This is a genomic window from Vibrio nigripulchritudo (assembly GCF_027924785.1).
In the GTDB taxonomy this organism is placed as follows: domain Bacteria; phylum Pseudomonadota; class Gammaproteobacteria; order Enterobacterales; family Vibrionaceae; genus Vibrio; species Vibrio nigripulchritudo.
The window spans coordinates 3,056,106-3,072,974 of the sequence record NZ_AP027049.1 but is presented as its reverse complement, the minus strand read 5'-3'; the positions used below and the strand labels follow the sequence as shown (position 1 = coordinate 3,072,974).

At 46.8% G+C, this 16,869-nt stretch carries 15 protein-coding genes; 4 read left to right on the top strand and 11 right to left on the bottom strand.

What is annotated here, in order from left to right; all coding sequences use genetic code 11:
* Positions 1 to 46 precede the first annotated feature (46 nt).
* Together QMG91_RS14075 and QMG91_RS14070 are read right to left on the bottom strand one after the other, a co-directional pair.
* The gene (locus QMG91_RS14075) at positions 47 to 958 is read right to left on the bottom strand and encodes a LysR substrate-binding domain-containing protein (RefSeq protein ID WP_022549815.1); all 912 of its coding nucleotides are present in this window, start codon (positions 956 to 958) and stop codon (positions 47 to 49) included.
* A 404-nt stretch (positions 959 to 1,362) separates the two neighbouring features.
* Positions 1,363 to 3,054, bottom strand: coding sequence for an AMP-binding protein (locus QMG91_RS14070; RefSeq protein ID WP_281827206.1), 1,692 nt, complete (start codon positions 3,052 to 3,054; stop codon positions 1,363 to 1,365).
* Between the two features lie 319 nt (positions 3,055 to 3,373).
* On the opposite strand from QMG91_RS14070, the gene QMG91_RS14065 reads away from it, so the two are divergent.
* On the top strand, positions 3,374 to 3,580 hold the full coding sequence (locus QMG91_RS14065; RefSeq protein ID WP_004407037.1) for a Flp family type IVb pilin: 207 nt from the start codon (positions 3,374 to 3,376) through the stop codon (positions 3,578 to 3,580).
* A gap of 110 nt (positions 3,581 to 3,690) precedes the next feature.
* Positions 3,691 to 4,272: a hypothetical protein gene (locus tag QMG91_RS14060; protein ID WP_281827204.1), complete on the top strand. Its 582-nt coding sequence runs from the start codon at positions 3,691 to 3,693 to the stop codon at positions 4,270 to 4,272.
* On the opposite strand, the gene QMG91_RS14055 is transcribed toward QMG91_RS14060, so the two are convergent.
* Both QMG91_RS14055 and chrA read right to left on the bottom strand, forming a co-directional pair.
* A complete protein-coding gene (locus QMG91_RS14055; RefSeq protein ID WP_004407032.1) occupies positions 4,259 to 5,413 on the bottom strand; it encodes an HD domain-containing phosphohydrolase in 1,155 nt (384 codons plus the stop codon). The genes QMG91_RS14060 and QMG91_RS14055 overlap by 14 nt on opposite strands.
* Before the next feature lie 207 nt (positions 5,414 to 5,620).
* Complete coding sequence (chrA, locus tag QMG91_RS14050) at positions 5,621 to 6,769, bottom strand: chromate efflux transporter (protein WP_281827202.1); 1,149 nt, start codon at positions 6,767 to 6,769, stop codon at positions 5,621 to 5,623.
* A 123-nt stretch (positions 6,770 to 6,892) separates the two neighbouring features.
* Between chrA and QMG91_RS14045 the strand changes: the two genes are divergently transcribed.
* On the top strand, positions 6,893 to 7,804 hold the full coding sequence (locus QMG91_RS14045; RefSeq protein ID WP_281827200.1) for a LysR family transcriptional regulator: 912 nt from the start codon (positions 6,893 to 6,895) through the stop codon (positions 7,802 to 7,804).
* Between the two features lie 24 nt (positions 7,805 to 7,828).
* Positions 7,829 to 8,647 (top strand): LysR family transcriptional regulator, encoded by an 819-nt coding sequence (locus tag QMG91_RS14040; RefSeq protein WP_281830471.1) that lies wholly within the window; start codon positions 7,829 to 7,831, stop codon positions 8,645 to 8,647.
* 48 nt (positions 8,648 to 8,695) lie between these two features.
* Here QMG91_RS14040 and QMG91_RS14035 read toward each other — a convergent pair whose 3' ends face one another.
* From QMG91_RS14035 to QMG91_RS14005, 7 genes are all read right to left on the bottom strand, one after another.
* Positions 8,696 to 9,727 carry an HlyD family secretion protein gene (locus tag QMG91_RS14035; protein ID WP_022600169.1) on the bottom strand — a complete coding sequence of 344 codons (1,032 nt, stop codon included), beginning with the start codon at positions 9,725 to 9,727 and terminating at the stop codon, positions 8,696 to 8,698.
* Positions 9,728 to 9,730: 3 nt separating this feature from the next.
* Positions 9,731 to 10,225, bottom strand: a complete 495-nt coding sequence (locus tag QMG91_RS14030; RefSeq protein WP_022603567.1) for a hypothetical protein — start codon at positions 10,223 to 10,225, stop codon at positions 9,731 to 9,733.
* 115 nt (positions 10,226 to 10,340) lie between these two features.
* The gene (locus tag QMG91_RS14025) at positions 10,341 to 12,005 is read right to left on the bottom strand and encodes an asparagine synthase-related protein (RefSeq protein WP_281827197.1); all 1,665 of its coding nucleotides are present in this window, start codon (positions 12,003 to 12,005) and stop codon (positions 10,341 to 10,343) included.
* Positions 12,006 to 12,090: 85 nt separating this feature from the next.
* On the bottom strand, positions 12,091 to 13,578 hold the full coding sequence (locus tag QMG91_RS14020; protein ID WP_281827194.1) for an alkaline phosphatase D family protein: 1,488 nt from the start codon (positions 13,576 to 13,578) through the stop codon (positions 12,091 to 12,093).
* Between the two features lie 151 nt (positions 13,579 to 13,729).
* On the bottom strand, positions 13,730 to 14,122 hold the full coding sequence (locus QMG91_RS14015) for a ribosome recycling factor family protein (protein ID WP_281827192.1): 393 nt from the start codon (positions 14,120 to 14,122) through the stop codon (positions 13,730 to 13,732).
* A 95-nt stretch (positions 14,123 to 14,217) separates the two neighbouring features.
* Positions 14,218 to 15,357, bottom strand: a complete 1,140-nt coding sequence (locus QMG91_RS14010) for a glycerate kinase (RefSeq protein ID WP_281827190.1) — start codon at positions 15,355 to 15,357, stop codon at positions 14,218 to 14,220.
* A 24-nt stretch (positions 15,358 to 15,381) separates the two neighbouring features.
* Positions 15,382 to 16,737: a GntP family permease gene (locus QMG91_RS14005; RefSeq protein ID WP_022591723.1), complete on the bottom strand. Its 1,356-nt coding sequence runs from the start codon at positions 16,735 to 16,737 to the stop codon at positions 15,382 to 15,384.
* Positions 16,738 to 16,869: the final 132 nt, after the last annotated feature.

Sequence of the window (16,869 nt, the reverse complement as noted above, 5' to 3'; positions counted from 1 at the left end):
CTCAGCATGTTTTTCATGCTGAGTTTTTTCTTTTTTAGCCTTGCGGTTATTCGATAGGATTCAGCGTGGCTTCGACTTCTGAATGCAACCAGTCTGAAAAGGCTTTGATACGTTCTCTTCTGGGGGAGTCGGGGTCAGAAAACAGGTGAAACGTCAGCCCCGGTGTCATGCCGATATCAAAAGGGCGAACCAGCATGCCGCGTTCAACGTAATCGCTGGCTAAACATTCGGTTGCCAGACAGGCACCATGCCCAGCCGCGACAGCGTTCATTGCGAGGTCAAAGGTACCGACTTCCATCCATTGAATGGATGACTTCTTCATTTTTATGTCTAAAATTTTAAACCAATCTTCCCAAGGGAAACATTTAGATTCGTAATGTATCAACCAGCAATCCAGCAACTGTTTTGGATCGTCGAACTTCATCGAGTCAGCCAGTTCGGGTGAGCAGTACGGATAGATTGGTTCTTCCAAAAGGCGTTCACACAACAGCCCTTCAGAATCTTCCATTTCTTCTCCTTGCCAGATTGCGACGTCAATATCTCCATGACGCAAATCCATGTCGTTGCAGGTTGTCATGACCCTGATGGGAATAGAAGGATGGCGTATGGAGAATTTCCACAACCTTGGCAGTAACCAACGCGACGCGAAGGATGGGGGAGAACTGACAGACAACACGCCATCTATGGGTTCATTGGTGATTTGATTCAGCCCGGTAAGAATGCTCTCAAAGCCTTTAGATACCTGCTTGTAGAGCGTTTTTCCTTTTTCGGTCAGCGCCATTTCCCGACCCTGACGGATAAACAGCTTGCAGCCCAGAACCTGCTCAAGCTGGCGGATCTTCTGGCTAACCGCTGCCTGACTGACAAACAGTTCTTCTGCTGCTTTGCTGTAGCTACTTAATCGAGCCGCGGCTTCGAAATAGCGCAGCCCGGATAAATGTCGCAATCTGGAATCCATAACGTGTACTTATATTAGATGTAAGAAATTGTCGTTCGAATATTGATCATGTTGATTCCATAATAGCCGTAAATAAAGCTAAGTCACAAGCGTCAATAAGGGGAGAATGTCATGAGAATAGCATTACATTGGGGGTTCGATTTTGAAATTACATTCCCCAAGACCAAGTTATCATGGAGTTTTGGCTCTAAGCGATACAAGCAGAGATATGCCTTACTAACCAAAATGTCACCACACATACAAAAAGATGTGGGTATGGAAACTCAACCAGAGTCCAATCGGGATTACATACGCTTTCTATAAGTAGAGGTTATTAGTATCGAGTGTTATTTAGTAAACAGCGTTTATATAAAAAAGAAAGAGAGCCACTAGGACTCTCTAAGAGATTTAAACAGACTATGAGATTAATCTTCCCACACAACCATTTGCCCTTTGGGCCAGTTAGCACCTATGTCGTGATACTTCTTCTCAAGCACATGTCGCTTTATTTTGAGGGTCGGGGTCAGAACGCCATTTTCAATGCTCCATGGCTCTTTCACCATAAGAACCCCTTTAATTTGTTCGTGGGATTCTAAGGTTTGATTCATGCGTTCAACAACTTTGACTGCGCGTCTTTCATAGCGAGCTCGGTCAAAGTTAGGGTAGGCGTGTGGAATAGCCAGCAGAATAGGACCTGGTAGACCGGAACCGATCAGACACATCATTTCGACTTTACTGTATTCAAACAGTTTTTTCTCGATAGGGACTGGCGCAACGAACTTCCCTTTTGCAGTTTTGAAAGTGTCTTTCTTGCGCCCCTGGATGGTCAGGTAGCCTTCGCTGTCTAGGGAACCAATGTCCCCCGTATGAAGCCAACCGTCTTCATTGAATGAATCCTGAGTGGCTTCGTCATTCTTGTAATAGCCCGCAAACATGCCTTTACTGCGAACTAAAATCTCTTCGTCGTCAGCGATTTTGATTTCAACTCCAGGACCCGCATTACCGACGGTTCCTATTTTTTCTGGACGGAACGGGTAGTTCAACGTGCTGTAAGCAAACGACTCTGTCATGCCCCAAGCTTCGGTGATGTTAAGACCTACCGAGCGATACCATTCTAAGAGAGCCGGAGAAACAGGAGCTGATCCGCAACCAAGAATACGCGCTTCGTTCAGGCCCAGCCCGTCTGCCAGCTTTTTCTTAATTAAGGAATTGATGAACGGGATTTTCAGCAGAATGTTTAGCTTTTTCTGCGGCAGCTTTTCCTGAATGCGCTGCTGGAACACCGTCCATAAGCGTGGCACTGAAATAAACAGCGTAGGACGCTGCATTTTTACATCTTCAATGAAGGTATCTAACGATTCAGGGAAGGCAGTTTGTACACCTTCACGAATCGAAGTACCGAAGATATAGACGCGTTCGGTAATATGCGCCAGAGGAAGATAAGACATCAGGCGGTCGTTTCCGTCGCTGTCTACTCCTAAGTGTTCGATCAATTTCTGACTTGACCAGTTGAAAGCACCATAGGTCAGCATCGCCCCTTTTGGCAAACCAGATGTACCCGATGTGTACACAATAGACATCAGCTTATCGTCGTAGTGTTCTGGTCTCAGTTCACTCGGCGATTGATTTTCAATCAGCGAAGTGAATGCATGCTGGCAGTTGGGTGCTGAATCGTAAGGCAGCGATATGGTGATCAGATCACTGAGTTTGTTGATGACCTCTGTGGTCGCCGCTGAATCATCAAGCTTACCTGCGATGAGCGCTTTACTGCCACTGTGAGTGATACAGTGTTCAATCGTATCGCTGCCTGCGGTCGGGAAAATAGGCACACTGATGTAATCACCTAGCATTAACGCCAGGTCGGTGATGAACCATTCCGCGCAGTTCTTGGAGATCAGCGCGACTTTGTCGCCGGGATTCAAGCCCAGACCCTGCAACGCAGAGACGAGTTTTAGTGCTTTGTCGGCAACGTCAGCGTAAGTAAATTCTACAAACTGTCGATTGATGATTTGCTTGAGATAAACGTCGTTAGGACGTTCCTCTGCCCATTTCAGGATCAGTTCATTAGGAGGGGTGAGAGAGCATTTCACATTCTGTGTCGATTGAGGCTGAACCATCAGATGACTCCATGTCTTTTTTATAATGAATTGTAATTGTTATCATGATGTTAAACTAGTCTGTTAGTATAGCCGTGGTCAACCAAGCCTTTCAAATTTTAGTTCACGTTGAGATCTCAAACTTAGATGTATTTCTTATTTAATTGTCAGTAACAATATTTACATTTTCTAACCTCTGTTTTTCTTTTAATTACCATGCAGTTATTTATAACCGATATTTAATTCTATAGATAAGGCAGTTCCATGTTTGAATAACTACACGCTCCGAACTAGCCTTAATATATGAAGATTTTTCTCTGGCAGAGAAAAGGAGAGCGTGATGATTACTGCGATTATCCACTTCATCAGAATCTACGCTGGAAAGTTTGTGAAAAACGAACGTGGTGTCACTGCTGTGGAGTACGCCATTATTGGTGTTGCTTTGTCAGCCGTTGTTATCGCGATTTTTGACAAAGACTTGCAGGTTTTTCTGGAAGAAGCCATTACATCGATTTCAGAAGGGGGCGCGGTTTCTTACTCTGAATAAGAGTGTTGCGGATTTTTTGAAAATATAACCATACACTTTGTGTTTTAAATTTTCGTCTCTGATTTCTTACAGTCGAGCTATATTTTGGTGTTCGGTGTTTTATTATTTCTATGACACATTTTAAACAACAAAAAATATGCCTCATCGGAAGTACTGCGTTATTTTTATTTCTCACAGGTTCAGTCTATTCCGATCATCTTGAACGCCATTCCAACGCTCTCATTACAAATTGTAACGCACCTGTTATCGACTACCATCAAACCATTGGGTTGGGAAGCGGTGCTAATCAAGGTAAAAATATTGCTCTTGAGAGTCACAAATACAGCTCATCTCATCACTTTTCTACGATTGATTATTGGCTGGCAGAAGAAATTCGAACACTGGGGATCAGCAAGCAATGTGCAGATTATCTGGTCAGCCGCAGCGAAGTGAGTGTGGCAGAAGAACCCCATTTGCTTGCTTATGTCACTTTTCCTTTTACACAGGATGAATTAACACAAGAATCTGATTGGGTTTTGAATTTTATCGCGAAAGCCGTCAGCCAAAATCCTTCTTCACTGGCTCTTCAGCAAAAACACGATGGTATGTTTAATCACTTAAGCGTAGCGATTGTACGCACCAGAAAGCTGGAAGCGCACTTCACCGAGCATGGCATTGATTTAGAAAAACTGACCAGCTCTAGTGGTGAGTAATTCCTTCTCTTGGATCGTGTTCAGGGTGCTGCTCCAGAACCTGAGAAATGTAACCCTGGTGATCGCGCAACACATTCACGCAGTTTCCGTCTAACTTACCTTCAGCGACCATTTTCTCCAGCTCCAGCAAAGCAGAAGTCACACACCACGCCTGCGCGTAAGGTCTGTGACTCGTTAAGGCATCGAAAATGTTGGCAACCGTGACGATTCGCGCAGAGACAGGTATATCTGCATGGCTCGCACCAGACGGATATCCGCTACCATCAAGAAATTCATGATGGTAGGTCATGATGTCTTTCAATACCTGAATACAGGGGTGATCTGGAGAACCAAGATTTTGCAGGATCTTATTAACGATGGTTAGCCCTTTCTCTACATGGTTTTCCATCACTTTTCGTTCCTTCTCATCCAGCTTTGTCGGCTTGAGCAGTAAGGTGTCAGGAAGCGCTATTTTCCCAATGTCGTGAAGACGGGAAAAGAGGTGGATGTGCTCAATGGTTTCATCGTCCAGTTGGTACAACTCTGACACTTCGAGCGCGATCAATTTTGCGTACAGGCTGACTCTGAGAATATGTTCATCGGAATCGCTTTGCGCCCCAGGGTAGATGTCTCGGGTGAGCTCGGCAGACGTCAGAATGGAATGGACTAACGAGTACTCGGAGTTGATGGTGTAATTGATTTGCTCGCAAAAGGGCATTAGCTCACGTTGTACCTCCGGGCTGAATACATGGCTCTGGTGCGAGTTGAAGTTTATAAAGCCAATGAACTGCTGATGGTGATATGTCGGAACAGTAAACGAGGAATGATACCCCTGTTCAATCAACCAGCGAGAGTGGTGTCGGTTTGAATTGACCGTGGCAGCAATGTCGTTGATCACTCGATGCACGTTTTTGTTGGCGCATTCCTGTAAAGATCGACACTCGGAAAATGGGTATTCGTGATGGCTCAGGGAATTGCCATCGGTATCGCTTTCCGCATACGTTCTGAGTAAGTCCAGATGAGCATCGTAAAGAGTGAATGATACCCGATCCACTTCTGGCACTTTGTCTTTTATCTGGTTGTGAACATGCTCCAAATGCTGATTGAGAGATGCCATCTGGCTTGGAAAAGAATGAAACGACTGACGCTGCCGAATAAACATAACCGCTTTCCTCTTGATGCCGGTTCCCTATAGCTTCATGACATATTTATTATCAATAAAATTGCAATAAGCTTTAGTGAATATCTAACGATCAAGTTTAGACAAGAAAGTGAAATATTGCTGAAAATTTAACCACCAGTTTGGCTGCTCATGAAAAGAAAAAACCGAGCCTATACGAGCTCGGTTTTCCCTTAATATTTATTTCAATCAAAGCATGCCAAGCAACATACCAGCACCGATAAAGAAGGCGACTAGAGCGACAACTGGTAGCTTTCGTTGCTTGAGTAGATAAAAACCAGCCACTACCACAGCCATATCAGCCCCTGACAACACTGCACTGGTAAACACGGGTTGGTATAGAGCCGCAAGCAACAGACCGACAACGGAAGCATTCACTCCGGCTACTGCCCCCGAAAGTTTCGGTCGGCTAGCCAACTCCTGCCAGTTGTTTAGCACCGCAAGCAAGAGCAAAAAGCCCGGCAAGAATACTGCCAGAGTAGCCAGCAGAGCGCCAAGAATTGGGCTGGCTGGCAATAGCTCGTAACCGATGTAGGTTGCGAACGTAAACATTGGTCCCGGCACTGCCTGTGCGGCTGCGTATCCGGTTAAGAATGCGTCCTGGCTAAGCTGATCTCCGACGATATTTTGCAGAAGTGGCAGCACCACATGACCGCCACCAAAAACCAGACTACCAGCCTGATAGAAATCGCTGAATAGTCGGATTTCTGTAGCCAGATTACCTAACACAGGCAAGCCGAAAAGAAGTGCGGCAAATAGAACCAATGGTAACCAACTTACTTGTGTAGGTTCACGACTTTCAGTATTTACCTGATCCCCACGAAGTAACGCCTGACCCACCAGAGCCGCGACAACCAAGACGATCATCTGTGTGTACAAGTTGGGGAAGAGTAATAGCGCCATAGCCGTAGCGACGCACAAAGCGATGGTAACTTTTTGTTGGCAGAAGTTTTTATACATGCCAATCGTGGCGTCTGCTACGACTACAACGGCTAACAGTTTCAATCCATGAATGATGCTTTGAAAAATACTGGAATCCGTCAACTGACTGCTAAGGACAGCAAGTAACAGCATCAGAATAACGGAAGGGAATGTAAAACCAAGGAACGCTGCAATTGCGCCCGTTATTCCACCTTTTCGATAACCTAGGGCAAAGCCTACCTGGCTGGATCCCGGTCCCGGAAGGAACTGACTAAGTGCAACGATCTGAGCGTATTCGGTTTCGCTCAGCCATTTCAGCTTTTCTACAAAAGTATTGCGAAAGTAGCCAATGTGCGCTGCAGGACCACCAAAGCTGACCCAGCCTAGCAGAAAGAAGGTTTTGAAAATCGAGAACATCTGCTGAATCCAAAAATAAAGGAATATGGTTATTGGGCATAGTCTACGGAGAGCTTTAAAATGACTCAAATTAATAGATTTAATATAGAATATGAATGAAATGGGTTAAGGCTTAGAGTAAATATGCGACACGACATTAACTGGAAAAGCATTGACTTGAATCTTTTAGTGGCATTTTCCGCTCTGTTCGAAAGCCAGAGCGTCAGCGCTGCCGCCGCTCAGTTGCACGTCAGCCAGTCTGCGATGAGTCATAGTCTTGCTCGTCTAAGAACTCTGCTCGATGACCCCCTGTTCGAAAGACACGGGCACACCATGTTGCCCACCGAGCGGGCGATTTCGCTGGCATCAACCGTCGAGCGTATTCTGGATCAGGTCACCGGTGAGCTCCTTTCTCCTAAGACGTTTCTGCCAGAAGAGTATCAGGGCGTTTGTCGCATCGGGCTAACGGATTACGCTGAGTTTATCTTTGCACCTGTACTGTTTGATGTTATCTCCAGACAGGCTCCTGAAAGTCAGATCTGTTTTGTTAACGTCAACCGAAGTAATTATGTAAGGTTGACCGAAGAGCAAAAGTTGGATGTGGTCGTGGGAAGCTTTCCTGATTTGGATGCGCGATTTCAAAGTGAGCATCTATATGACGAAGAACATGTATGCCTGTTTGATGAGTCTCTGTTTGGCAAGGTCAAAGCGCTAAAACTGGAGCAATATCTGTCTATTGACCATGCGTTAGTCAGTCCGGGCGGCGAACTGGTCACTGGTATCGATAAACATCTGGAGCTGATGGGAGAAAGTCGTCAGGTACGGGTAGCAGCAGGGAATTTCCTGACCATTCGACAATTGCTTCGTCGGCGAAAGCTGCTTGCCATTGTGCCCAAGCGAATGGCACAAATTGAAGGCTTTGATGACCAACTGGTGATGACCAAGCCGCCCATTGATGTGAACGACTTTGCTATTTCTTTGATTTGGCCATCACGACAGCACACTCGAGACAAAAACATATGGCTCCGTGAATTGGTAAAAGAAGAAATACAATAAAGAACAAGGCATAAGAGGAATTTCATTTTGCTAAGCGATTTAAACTTTGTTCCTGTCTTTCTGGCGTTGATGCAGACACATTCCACGCAGAAGGCTGCCCTCAAGTTAGGGCGTTCACAGTCGTACGTATCTAAGGTGTTGGCGCAGCTTAGGGAGGAACTGGGTGACCCACTTTTTGTTCGCGGTGGTGACGGGCTTTCTCCAACCAGTTATGCCTGTGAAATCGAACCTAAACTGAGAACTGCACTGGAACAGGTACAACAGGCACTGCATCCGGAAGTTTTCGACCCTACCAGGCTGGATAAGGTGACTTTGCATATTGTTGAGCCTTATCTGGTGGCGTGTGGTTCTGAGTTGATTAAAGCCATTCGAAAAGAAACACAGGCGGTCATAGAGCTGCGAACCTGGCAGAAACTCAGCGAACCTTTGATTGCGGAAGAGGACGTGGATCTTGGCGTTCATATTCTGAGTGACAAGTCTCAGCTGTTTTACCAGAAGAAACTGCACAAAGGTGCGGGGTACATTGATGGGAACCCTGATGGGGAGTACGTAAAGTTTATGGTGTCTGGCATCAATGAGTACACCCACCATTTCCACGCCATTGACCCCTCTATTGAACCAACCATTCAGATTGATAACTACGAGCTGATGAATCGGTTAATGGATGACTGTTATACCATTCGTTACGCGCCATTTGCCGCACATGACCATTTGACGCCAATAGAGCTTGATATTGCCATTATCGTGAAAGCCTCCAGACGCAATCACCCGAAAATTCAGTGGCTGATGTCTTTGGTAGAAACCGTATTGGCAGAGAAAGCCAAAAGTTGGGCAGAAAAATAACGCAGTGACATCTAAGGTCAACAGACCCTAATCACTGCGTCCATGGAATTACATTGCCGACAAATACGCTTTATAAGCTTTCAGCCTGACAGTTGCAGCGCCAATAATGTCCATAAAGCCCAGTGACTCGTGAGGTTTGGTTGCCGAAATCCACCCTGAACCTGTAGCACCAATTGGCACGTTGTAGCCTTCAGGTTCTTCAAACTCAATCACCACAGTCCGACCATGTGTGCCTGAGTTATTGTTCACGTGTCGGCGAACCTGCTGAGTGCCATTGAGCACGGAAACTCTCGCTTCACCTGTTCCCGTCGTTACGCTGTGCACACGTCCACGAAATATTTCTCCGGGATACGCGTCCACATAGAACTCGGCAAACTGTCCCGGTTTAATGTAGCGATAAGTCTGATCGGCAATGCGCATTTCAACAAACTTTTTTGATGTGTTGTAGAGGTGCATGTTACCGACGCGGGTGCCTTCTGCCAGATTAGCGATGGAGATCTGTCCATCAAACGGCGCACGAATTTCCCGGCGATCATTCTGCCATTTGGCGGTCGCTATCTGAGCCTCTATCGATTTAATTTGAGCAAACACCGCTGCCACTTTCGCGTTGTTGGAATCAATCCGGGTTCGAATCTCATCTCGCTGTGAATCCTGAGCGAAATCATCCAGTTTCTTTAAGCGATCTAAGGTCTTTTCATCGTTCTTGATCTGATGTTTTAAAGCCACGATCTCTGCCTCGGCAGCCAGCTTTTGCGCTTCGTAACCTCTGACCTGAGAATCCGTATCTTCAGATTTCAATACATAAATCAGATCTCCTTCCTTTACCTGCTGGTTATGAGTCACCATCACTTGTTCCACTTCTTGTCCTATCAAGGGACTTAGCACCGCATGTGGTGCTTTTACAGTGGTGCTGTCGGTCAGGTCTGCCGGTGACCAAAAGCGGTGAGCAGTAAACAGCATAAAGGCGATAAAGGCGCCAATGCCGACCATGAGCACTGCATTTTTCAGGTTCCAGGTGATGACTTTGAGTTTCACTAGAATCCAGCAAATCAAAATATACGGGAGCATGATCTCTTTCATAAATTACTCCTTAGTCTGGCGGGAAATTTGAAGACCTTTGCGGATAATGCCGGATAAAGCATCAGACACTATGTCCCAACGCGTAAAGGCAATGATGATGGCGAGCACCCACCACGCTTTATCGATAAACAAGCCACACAGAGACAGTGCAAAGACAATTTGAGTGTGCGCTGAAGACATTTTCTTGGCTTTGTGTACCGCGACTTCATGTAACTGCCACAACAGGTAGATCACATAGATAACAATGCTTAGAGTGACGAAAAATATCAGCCCCATAAAAAATTCAGAATCCAGAAGTACCAGAATGCTTGGGTAACCATCTGAGAAATAGGATTCAGGCAGTTCGGTGCCATGAATGGTGCCTAACTTGGAAAAGCTAAGAGAGGCGAAATACAGAATCGCCGCGGCAATGGTGAGTTTTATAAGGCTTTTGAAAGCAGTCCCTGCCAGCTTGACTAATGGCGTTCCCTGCCCCGATAGGGTGTTGCGTCGAGACATGTCGCTGACCTTGTGTTTTTCATTTGTTGTTACGGTAACAAGGGCAGGATGTAAAAATGGAATATACGAAATTCCATCCAGAGGAAAAGCCGAGGGAACCCTCGGCTCATAACCATTACCAGTGAATCAGCTTATTGACCACGTTGAGTTGGGGTCGTGCGTTTTTCAGACCCAGCAGATGAAGAATGCAAAGCACACTGATGCGCGATTTTTTCAATAGCTGGTGCGACTTAAATCGGTATGCCTTTTTCCAAGTTGCAATCACCTCGCTGGCAGCGGTGCGTTTGTCCGAAGCCATTTGCCACTGGTCGATGTCTGGCATAGGGTGCGGGCAGGGGATGTGACCCGGGTATGCCTGCCAGGCAACTTCTGTGGCTTGCGGATAAGAGTGATGCAGCCATTGCAGATAAAACTTATGTTTGCGAACTTCTTCAACGGGCAGTCCCAGCGGCGCAGCCAGAACCTTCCATGAATACATAGGCAGACAGAATTCCATTTTGAACGTGGTGATCTCTTCGAATGGAATGCTCAGGTGATGATGCTGATCATTCAGGAACAAAAACAATTGGTACGCTTTTTCCAGCGGTAGATCGGAAAGCGGTTCCAGCGATTTGAGAATGTTTTTTCTGAGGTTGTCCTGAAGCTGCTGAGCATCTTCTACAATGCTCTCTGGCAGATAGGCATATTGCTGCTCCAGATAAGCGTCAACCAGAATTTCCGGATCTCCAGTGAGCGCAGCCTGATAAAGTGGCTCCGAGTAGTAAATCAGACCAATTCCTACACTGCCGCCATTACCAGACCAGGACAATTGCGGGCGTTCGATGTTTGTCGGGGTATTTTTTAATTCACTTTGCCAATGTTTACCTAACCGGTCTTCCACGCTGGCTTTTTGTGTGTCGGACACTTCTATGATGTCTAGGTCAATGCTCTGGTGCTCAGCATAAGCAATAGCACAGGCAAGATCCTGAGTTTTCTGACGAGAGAAATTGAATGCTTTCACATTGGCATTGCGTCTTCTCAGCTCCGTGGCAATGGTTCGGGAATCGAGCCCGCCAGATAATGTGGAAATGACATTCTGATCGACAGACAGGTATTTGTCGCAACAGCGTTTGAACGCCCGGTCGATATTCGACACCGCCTGCTTCATGGTGAGATTCTGTTTCGCCAGCTCAACCCAGTCAAAATAGTGGCTTCGCTGCTCTTCATCGGGCTTGAGGCTAATGGTTTCACTCGGATAGCTGCAAGTCACTTCGAGATAAGGCGTATGATCAAGAAGGTAGTAGCCCAGAGTGGCGTATTCAGTCAGAGCATCTGCATTGGCTGTCAGATCCAGTCCTAACTCTTTGAACACACTGACTCGGCTGGAGATGATTTTCAGCCCTTTATACTCCATCACAAAAAATGGTCGTAGACCGAGAGGGTCAGTGGCAATGGTCAGATGGTGATTGTGAGGCGTGTATTTAACAAAGCAGAACGCCCCTTCGCTTTCGCTTAAGTTGCTGGAGAGTAAGTGGCTTTCTGCTAAACACTGTAAGTCGTCCGTTCTGTTGTCACTGATCAGTGGGTGACCAACCAGTGACGCAATCTGCGTGTCATTTTGCAGCCAGGCGGCTTGCTTGTATGCATTAAAATCCCATTGTGCAATAAGTACCTTATCATTTTGAAAGCAACGGACTTCCTTTTTACCGTAGCTTTCTATGAGCTTTACCGCTTGTTCCACCAGTAATGTCTGGTCTTCGTTGAATTTTTTGTCGCTGTATACCGAAAGTAATACGCCCATGATCACCTCTATCCATTTGAGAGCAGTTACATGGGGTATTTCAATATGTGTACCAACTTTGAAACAGTTGCTGGTGGAACGAGTTTTAACTCCTTTTGCTTAATACGATGGGTTTTCGATTTGAAAACTGCTTTTTAGGCTTGCCTGTTCGGTCACAATCCCTGACCAACCAAGCCTGCACATCCAGTTCAACATTGCCTTCAGCGGAACGCGTAAAACTCAGGGTCATAAAATGTTCTTTGGTCTGATAGTAGTCTTCCAGCATGTACCATTTGCTGACTACTTCCGATCTGGTGCACCAGACTCCATCGTAGTGAACCTTGTAGTCTCCGCCAATAAAAGAAGGGAGATCTTGGATTTTTTCGGGTGTGGCTGCGGAATATCTCCCTCCGTTTATAGGAGTGATATTCGACATAGGAGAAGAAATGATTTCATGCAGCTTGGCGTTTCCGTTTCCCAGTTTGACATTGGCTATCCGGCCAAAGTGCACATCACCCGAGAGGCAAACAATATCGTTCCCTGAATGTGCAAGTGCCTCCCAGAGCGCTTTGTATTGGGCTTCATAATTCGCGAGGTTATAGTCGGAATCTGACCCTGCTTCAACAATCAGTGGCTGGGGTAAAACCAGAACGCCAATCTTGTTTAGATTTTTTGCCCAGTCGATAAGTTGTTTGAACACTCGTTTGGTCACCATGGATTTGGGTGGAGTGCGTTTATCTCGGTCACTTCTTAGATCAACAAAGCAAAAGGACAGGTCATCACCCACATCAAAGGTGCGAAAAGGTTCGACTTGCTGAATTCTTTTAACGCCGTCTCTGGCACTTTTTGTCCACGCTGCTTTGACTTTTTTTGAGAAAGTGATTGCCCATAAGTACGGATTGGTGCCTTGAGCATAAGGGTAATTATTCCAGTATTCGTGGTCATCGGCTAAAAACCAGCAACCCCCATGGCGATAGAGTTTACGGTTAGAACGCCATGTGTCCGCGTAATCTGCCGCTATTCGTTGATGAACCTCGCCGATCACGGGAGAAAGCGAATCCAGACCAATATCCAGATACACCTGATCCCCGGTTAGAAACTTCACGTGGGGTTTTTCTTGAGGTTCTCCATTAAAATAGAGGTGAGTGTATGCCTTGGCTGCTTGCCCTTTTTCATCGTCGTCATTGAAGTAACAACTCCCCATCATGACAACAAACGGGTCTTCTTCTGACAGTGATGTGGGGAGCGTGCGCAGTGACCCTGTTTCTACTACATGTTCATCAATGGTTTTGGCATTCACATGGTGTGTGCCACGAACGAAATCGACGTAGTAGGTTTGGTTTGAGTTAAGCCCCGTAACTTCTACCACCTTATAGAACCGTTGTTTTAATGCTCGAAAAGGACGCTCCCATTCTTCCTGATTGATGGTGTATTCAAAGATGGGGACTCGGTTCAGTGAGGTGATTGGCTTGTCATAGACTTTAACGTGAAACTGTTCAGGTTTGGCGAGATACTGGTACAGGGTTCCTACCCAAATTCTCGCATGATGCGTGCCCACATCATGGATAACTAAACTCCATTTATTCGTGCTCATTGCGGCTCCCTCGCATTTTCTAAAGACGATAATGCTCGATTCGCCGTATTGGATATTTATGGTGTTATAGAAAGGATGAAACCAGTGTTGAGTTTATTGTTATTGCTGTCAATAGCATAAATGGAGACTTGGGTATTTATGAACAGGATATCTATACGATGTCTGCTTCAAACCGAGCCAGCCGCGCTTCGGCTAAGGTGCAATTGGTGCGTTCCATCAACTCCGATAGCGTGATATTCGGGTTTTGAAGGATAAGCGAATGCAATTGCTGTTCAACTGGCTCATGAACTTCATAGTAAGCGCTTAGCTTCTCGTTCATTTTTTTGATAACGAACTGGTAAGTGTCCGAGCCCATTGATTGGATATTGGCAAGCAAAGCGGAGAGGTTGTCCGGAGTGCCTGTAACCTGCCAGTTGCGTGAACGCCGGACTCGCTTCATTTCGCACTGGTGCTTGGTCGCCAGACTTTTCGCTACTTTGGCATTGTCACCACCAATTCGATGAATCAGGGACGGCAGGGGAATTAACAGTTTCTCTTCGTTCATAGGGGAATTGTGCATGGTCAAAGACGAAAACACCAATGAATCAAAACAAAAAAAGCGCAGGGTTTCCTGCGCTTTTGAACTTTTTGGGTTCGAACTTATTTTGCTAAGTTAACAGACCAAAGGCGTGCGACGTTTTCAGACAGGTTGGTGAGGTTTGTTCCTGCCTCTTGAAAAGCGGTGGACAGATCCAATGCTCGGGGCACGGCAGCAAATACAGCATCAATACCGCATTGATATGCCGCCTGGTAGTTCTCGCCCACACAACCAGCTAAGGCTATTACAGGTAAATCAAACTGTTTGGCCAGCACAGCGACGCCCATTGGGGTCTTGCCGTGAGCTGTCTGCCAGTCAATTCTGCCTTCGCCCGTTATCACCAGATCGGCATTATGCAGTTGATCTTTCAGGTTGACCGTTTCTAACACGATATCAATACCGGGCTGAAGTTTGGCATCGGTAAATGCCAGCAAAGCTGCTCCCATACCGCCCGCTGCACCTGCGCCTTCTTTGCTCAGTACGTCTCGCCCAAGCTGCTGGCGAATCAGTTGACCATAGTGGTTCAGGTTATTGTCTAGCAGACGAATGTCGGCTTCGGTTGCTCCTTTCTGTGGGCCAAATGTTGCAGAAGCCCCTTTTGTTCCACAAAGAGGATTATCAACATCACAAGCCACCAGAATTTCACACTCTGCAAGCTTGGTGTTGAGGTCACCAAGATCAATATGAGAAAGCTCACTCAGCCCCCCACCATTAAGGGCGATAGGCTGCCCGTTCTGGTTAAGGAATTTGGCGCCCAAGGCTGCCATCATGCCGACGCCACCATCGTTGGTCGCACTGCCACCCAAACCTATAATCAGCTTTCGTGCACCGTGTTCAAGTGCATGATTAATAAGCTGACCTGTGCCGAATGAGGTGGTCAGCTTTGGGTCACGCTGAGAGAGCGAGACATGGTGAAGGCCACTGGCCGCCGCCATTTCTATCACGGCGGTTTGGTTATCGCCAAGTAAGCCGTAAAACGCGTCGACAGAGTTACCTAGAGGGCCAGTTACCGCAAGGTGAACCAGTTTGCCTTGGGTTGCGTCTACGAGCGACTGTACTGTTCCTTCACCCCCATCGGCGACGGGAACATGCACAAATTCACTGTCTGCCCATACGCGGCGGAATCCAGATTCTATTGCCTGACACACCTCTTTGGCGGTTAAGCTCTCTTTAAACGAATCTGGGGCGATAACCACTTTCATATCACTCTCCTCAATTGGTGACAGTTACAGTAGAACAAGGCTAAGAATGTAAACCAATACAATGGCAGTAATGCCTTGTACCAAGGTTGCCATAGTTTGTGCACGGTATGCGAGCCCTACGCTCATACGGCTAAACTGAGATACCACCCAGAAGAAGCTGTCGTTAGCGTGAGAAACCGTCATTGCACCTGCACCAATCGCCATGACTGTCAGGACGCGACCCATTTCGGAATCTAGACCAAGCTGACCAAGCAAAGGCGCGACTAATGCCGATGTGGTGACCAGAGCAACCGTCGATGAACCCTGAGCAGATTTCAGTGCCGCGGCGACAATGAATGGCATCAGGATACCAATACCCAGTGCAGATAAGGTTGTACCCAGATACTCGCCAAGTGGAGTGGCTTTCAACACTGCACCGAATGCACCACCTGCACCTGTAATCAGAAGGATAGGGGCAGCGGCAGTAATGCCCTGGCTAATGCGTTCACTGAATTCTTTTGCTTTGTTGTCGGACTTAAGCAGACGAACCGCTAACAGAAGACCAATCACCAGTGCCGTCAGAGGTTGCCCAAGGAAATTCAGCGCATCAAACAGAAAGCCTTCGCCCAGAGGTTTACTTGGGAAGCGAGCGACAGAGCCCAGACAGATCATCAGAATCGGCACAAAAATAGGGGCAAATGCCTGACCAGCAGTTGGCAGAGTACCGTAAGATTCTTTTAGTGCTTTCCAGTCTTGGTTATCAGCCGGGGATTGCGCTTCTTCACCATCTGGTTGAACATCTTTAAATCGGTTTGCCCATAGCATACCAGCCAGAGCCGCCACGCCAGCAACAAAGATACCGACCGCGATAACCAAACCAAGGTTGGATTCCAGCCCTAAGTTACCCGCAGCTGCGATTGGTCCCGGCGTTGGCGGTACAAAGGTGTGTGTCGCGTAGAGCCCGGTGGCAAGTGCCACACTCATGGCTACGCTGGAGGTTTTCAGGCGGTTTGCCAGAGACTCTTTCAACGAGTTCAGAATAACGAAACCGGAATCACAGAAAACTGGCACAGAAACGATGTAGCCAATTAGCGTCATGGTTAAGGTTGGGAAGCGGTCGCCAAGTACTTTGATGACGGTGTCGGCCATGGTAATAGCAGCGCCACTTTTTTCCAGAATAACACCGATAATGGTACCTAATACAATGACCAGACCGATGTAACCAAGAATGCCGCCAAAGCCACTTGCAATGGTTTTAGCTATGCTGTCCGCAGGGAGCCCATAGGCAAAGGCAGCCAGAAATGCTGCAACCAGAAGGGCGAGGAAGGGGTGTACTTTAAATTTGGTGGTAGCGACAACGATAAACGCGATCACAGCCAGCAGGATTAGTATAAGACTCATAATAACTCCGTTTATTTTTACCATTTCCGACTGCTGTTCGCGGTAGGAACGGTTTTATCATTTTCCGAGTTGTAGGCGTCTCGGAAATGGCTCCCCAATTTAGCCAGAGGCAGGGAGTGTGGATATTATCGT

Bases quoted from the DNA above. Each gene is read 5' to 3' on its own strand.
- QMG91_RS14035 (WP_022600169.1), bottom strand. From the start codon at position 9,727: ATGAAAGAGATCATGCTCCCGTATATTTTGATTTGCTGGATTCTAGTG.
- QMG91_RS14005 (WP_022591723.1), bottom strand. From the start codon at position 16,737: ATGAGTCTTATACTAATCCTGCTGGCTGTGATCGCGTTTATCGTTGTC.
- QMG91_RS14030 (WP_022603567.1), bottom strand. From the start codon at position 10,225: ATGTCTCGACGCAACACCCTATCGGGGCAGGGAACGCCATTAGTCAAG.
- QMG91_RS14060 (WP_281827204.1), top strand. From the start codon at position 3,691: ATGACACATTTTAAACAACAAAAAATATGCCTCATCGGAAGTACTGCG.
- QMG91_RS14065 (WP_004407037.1), top strand. From the start codon at position 3,374: ATGATTACTGCGATTATCCACTTCATCAGAATCTACGCTGGAAAGTTT.
- QMG91_RS14015 (WP_281827192.1), bottom strand. From the start codon at position 14,122: ATGAACGAAGAGAAACTGTTAATTCCCCTGCCGTCCCTGATTCATCGA.
- chrA (WP_281827202.1), bottom strand. From the start codon at position 6,769: ATGTTCTCGATTTTCAAAACCTTCTTTCTGCTAGGCTGGGTCAGCTTT.
- QMG91_RS14025 (WP_281827197.1), bottom strand. From the start codon at position 12,005: ATGGGCGTATTACTTTCGGTATACAGCGACAAAAAATTCAACGAAGAC.
- QMG91_RS14070 (WP_281827206.1), bottom strand. From the start codon at position 3,054: ATGGTTCAGCCTCAATCGACACAGAATGTGAAATGCTCTCTCACCCCT.
- QMG91_RS14010 (WP_281827190.1), bottom strand. From the start codon at position 15,357: ATGAAAGTGGTTATCGCCCCAGATTCGTTTAAAGAGAGCTTAACCGCC.
- QMG91_RS14045 (WP_281827200.1), top strand. From the start codon at position 6,893: ATGCGACACGACATTAACTGGAAAAGCATTGACTTGAATCTTTTAGTG.
- QMG91_RS14055 (WP_004407032.1), bottom strand. From the start codon at position 5,413: ATGTTTATTCGGCAGCGTCAGTCGTTTCATTCTTTTCCAAGCCAGATG.
- QMG91_RS14075 (WP_022549815.1), bottom strand. From the start codon at position 958: ATGGATTCCAGATTGCGACATTTATCCGGGCTGCGCTATTTCGAAGCC.
- QMG91_RS14020 (WP_281827194.1), bottom strand. From the start codon at position 13,578: ATGAGCACGAATAAATGGAGTTTAGTTATCCATGATGTGGGCACGCAT.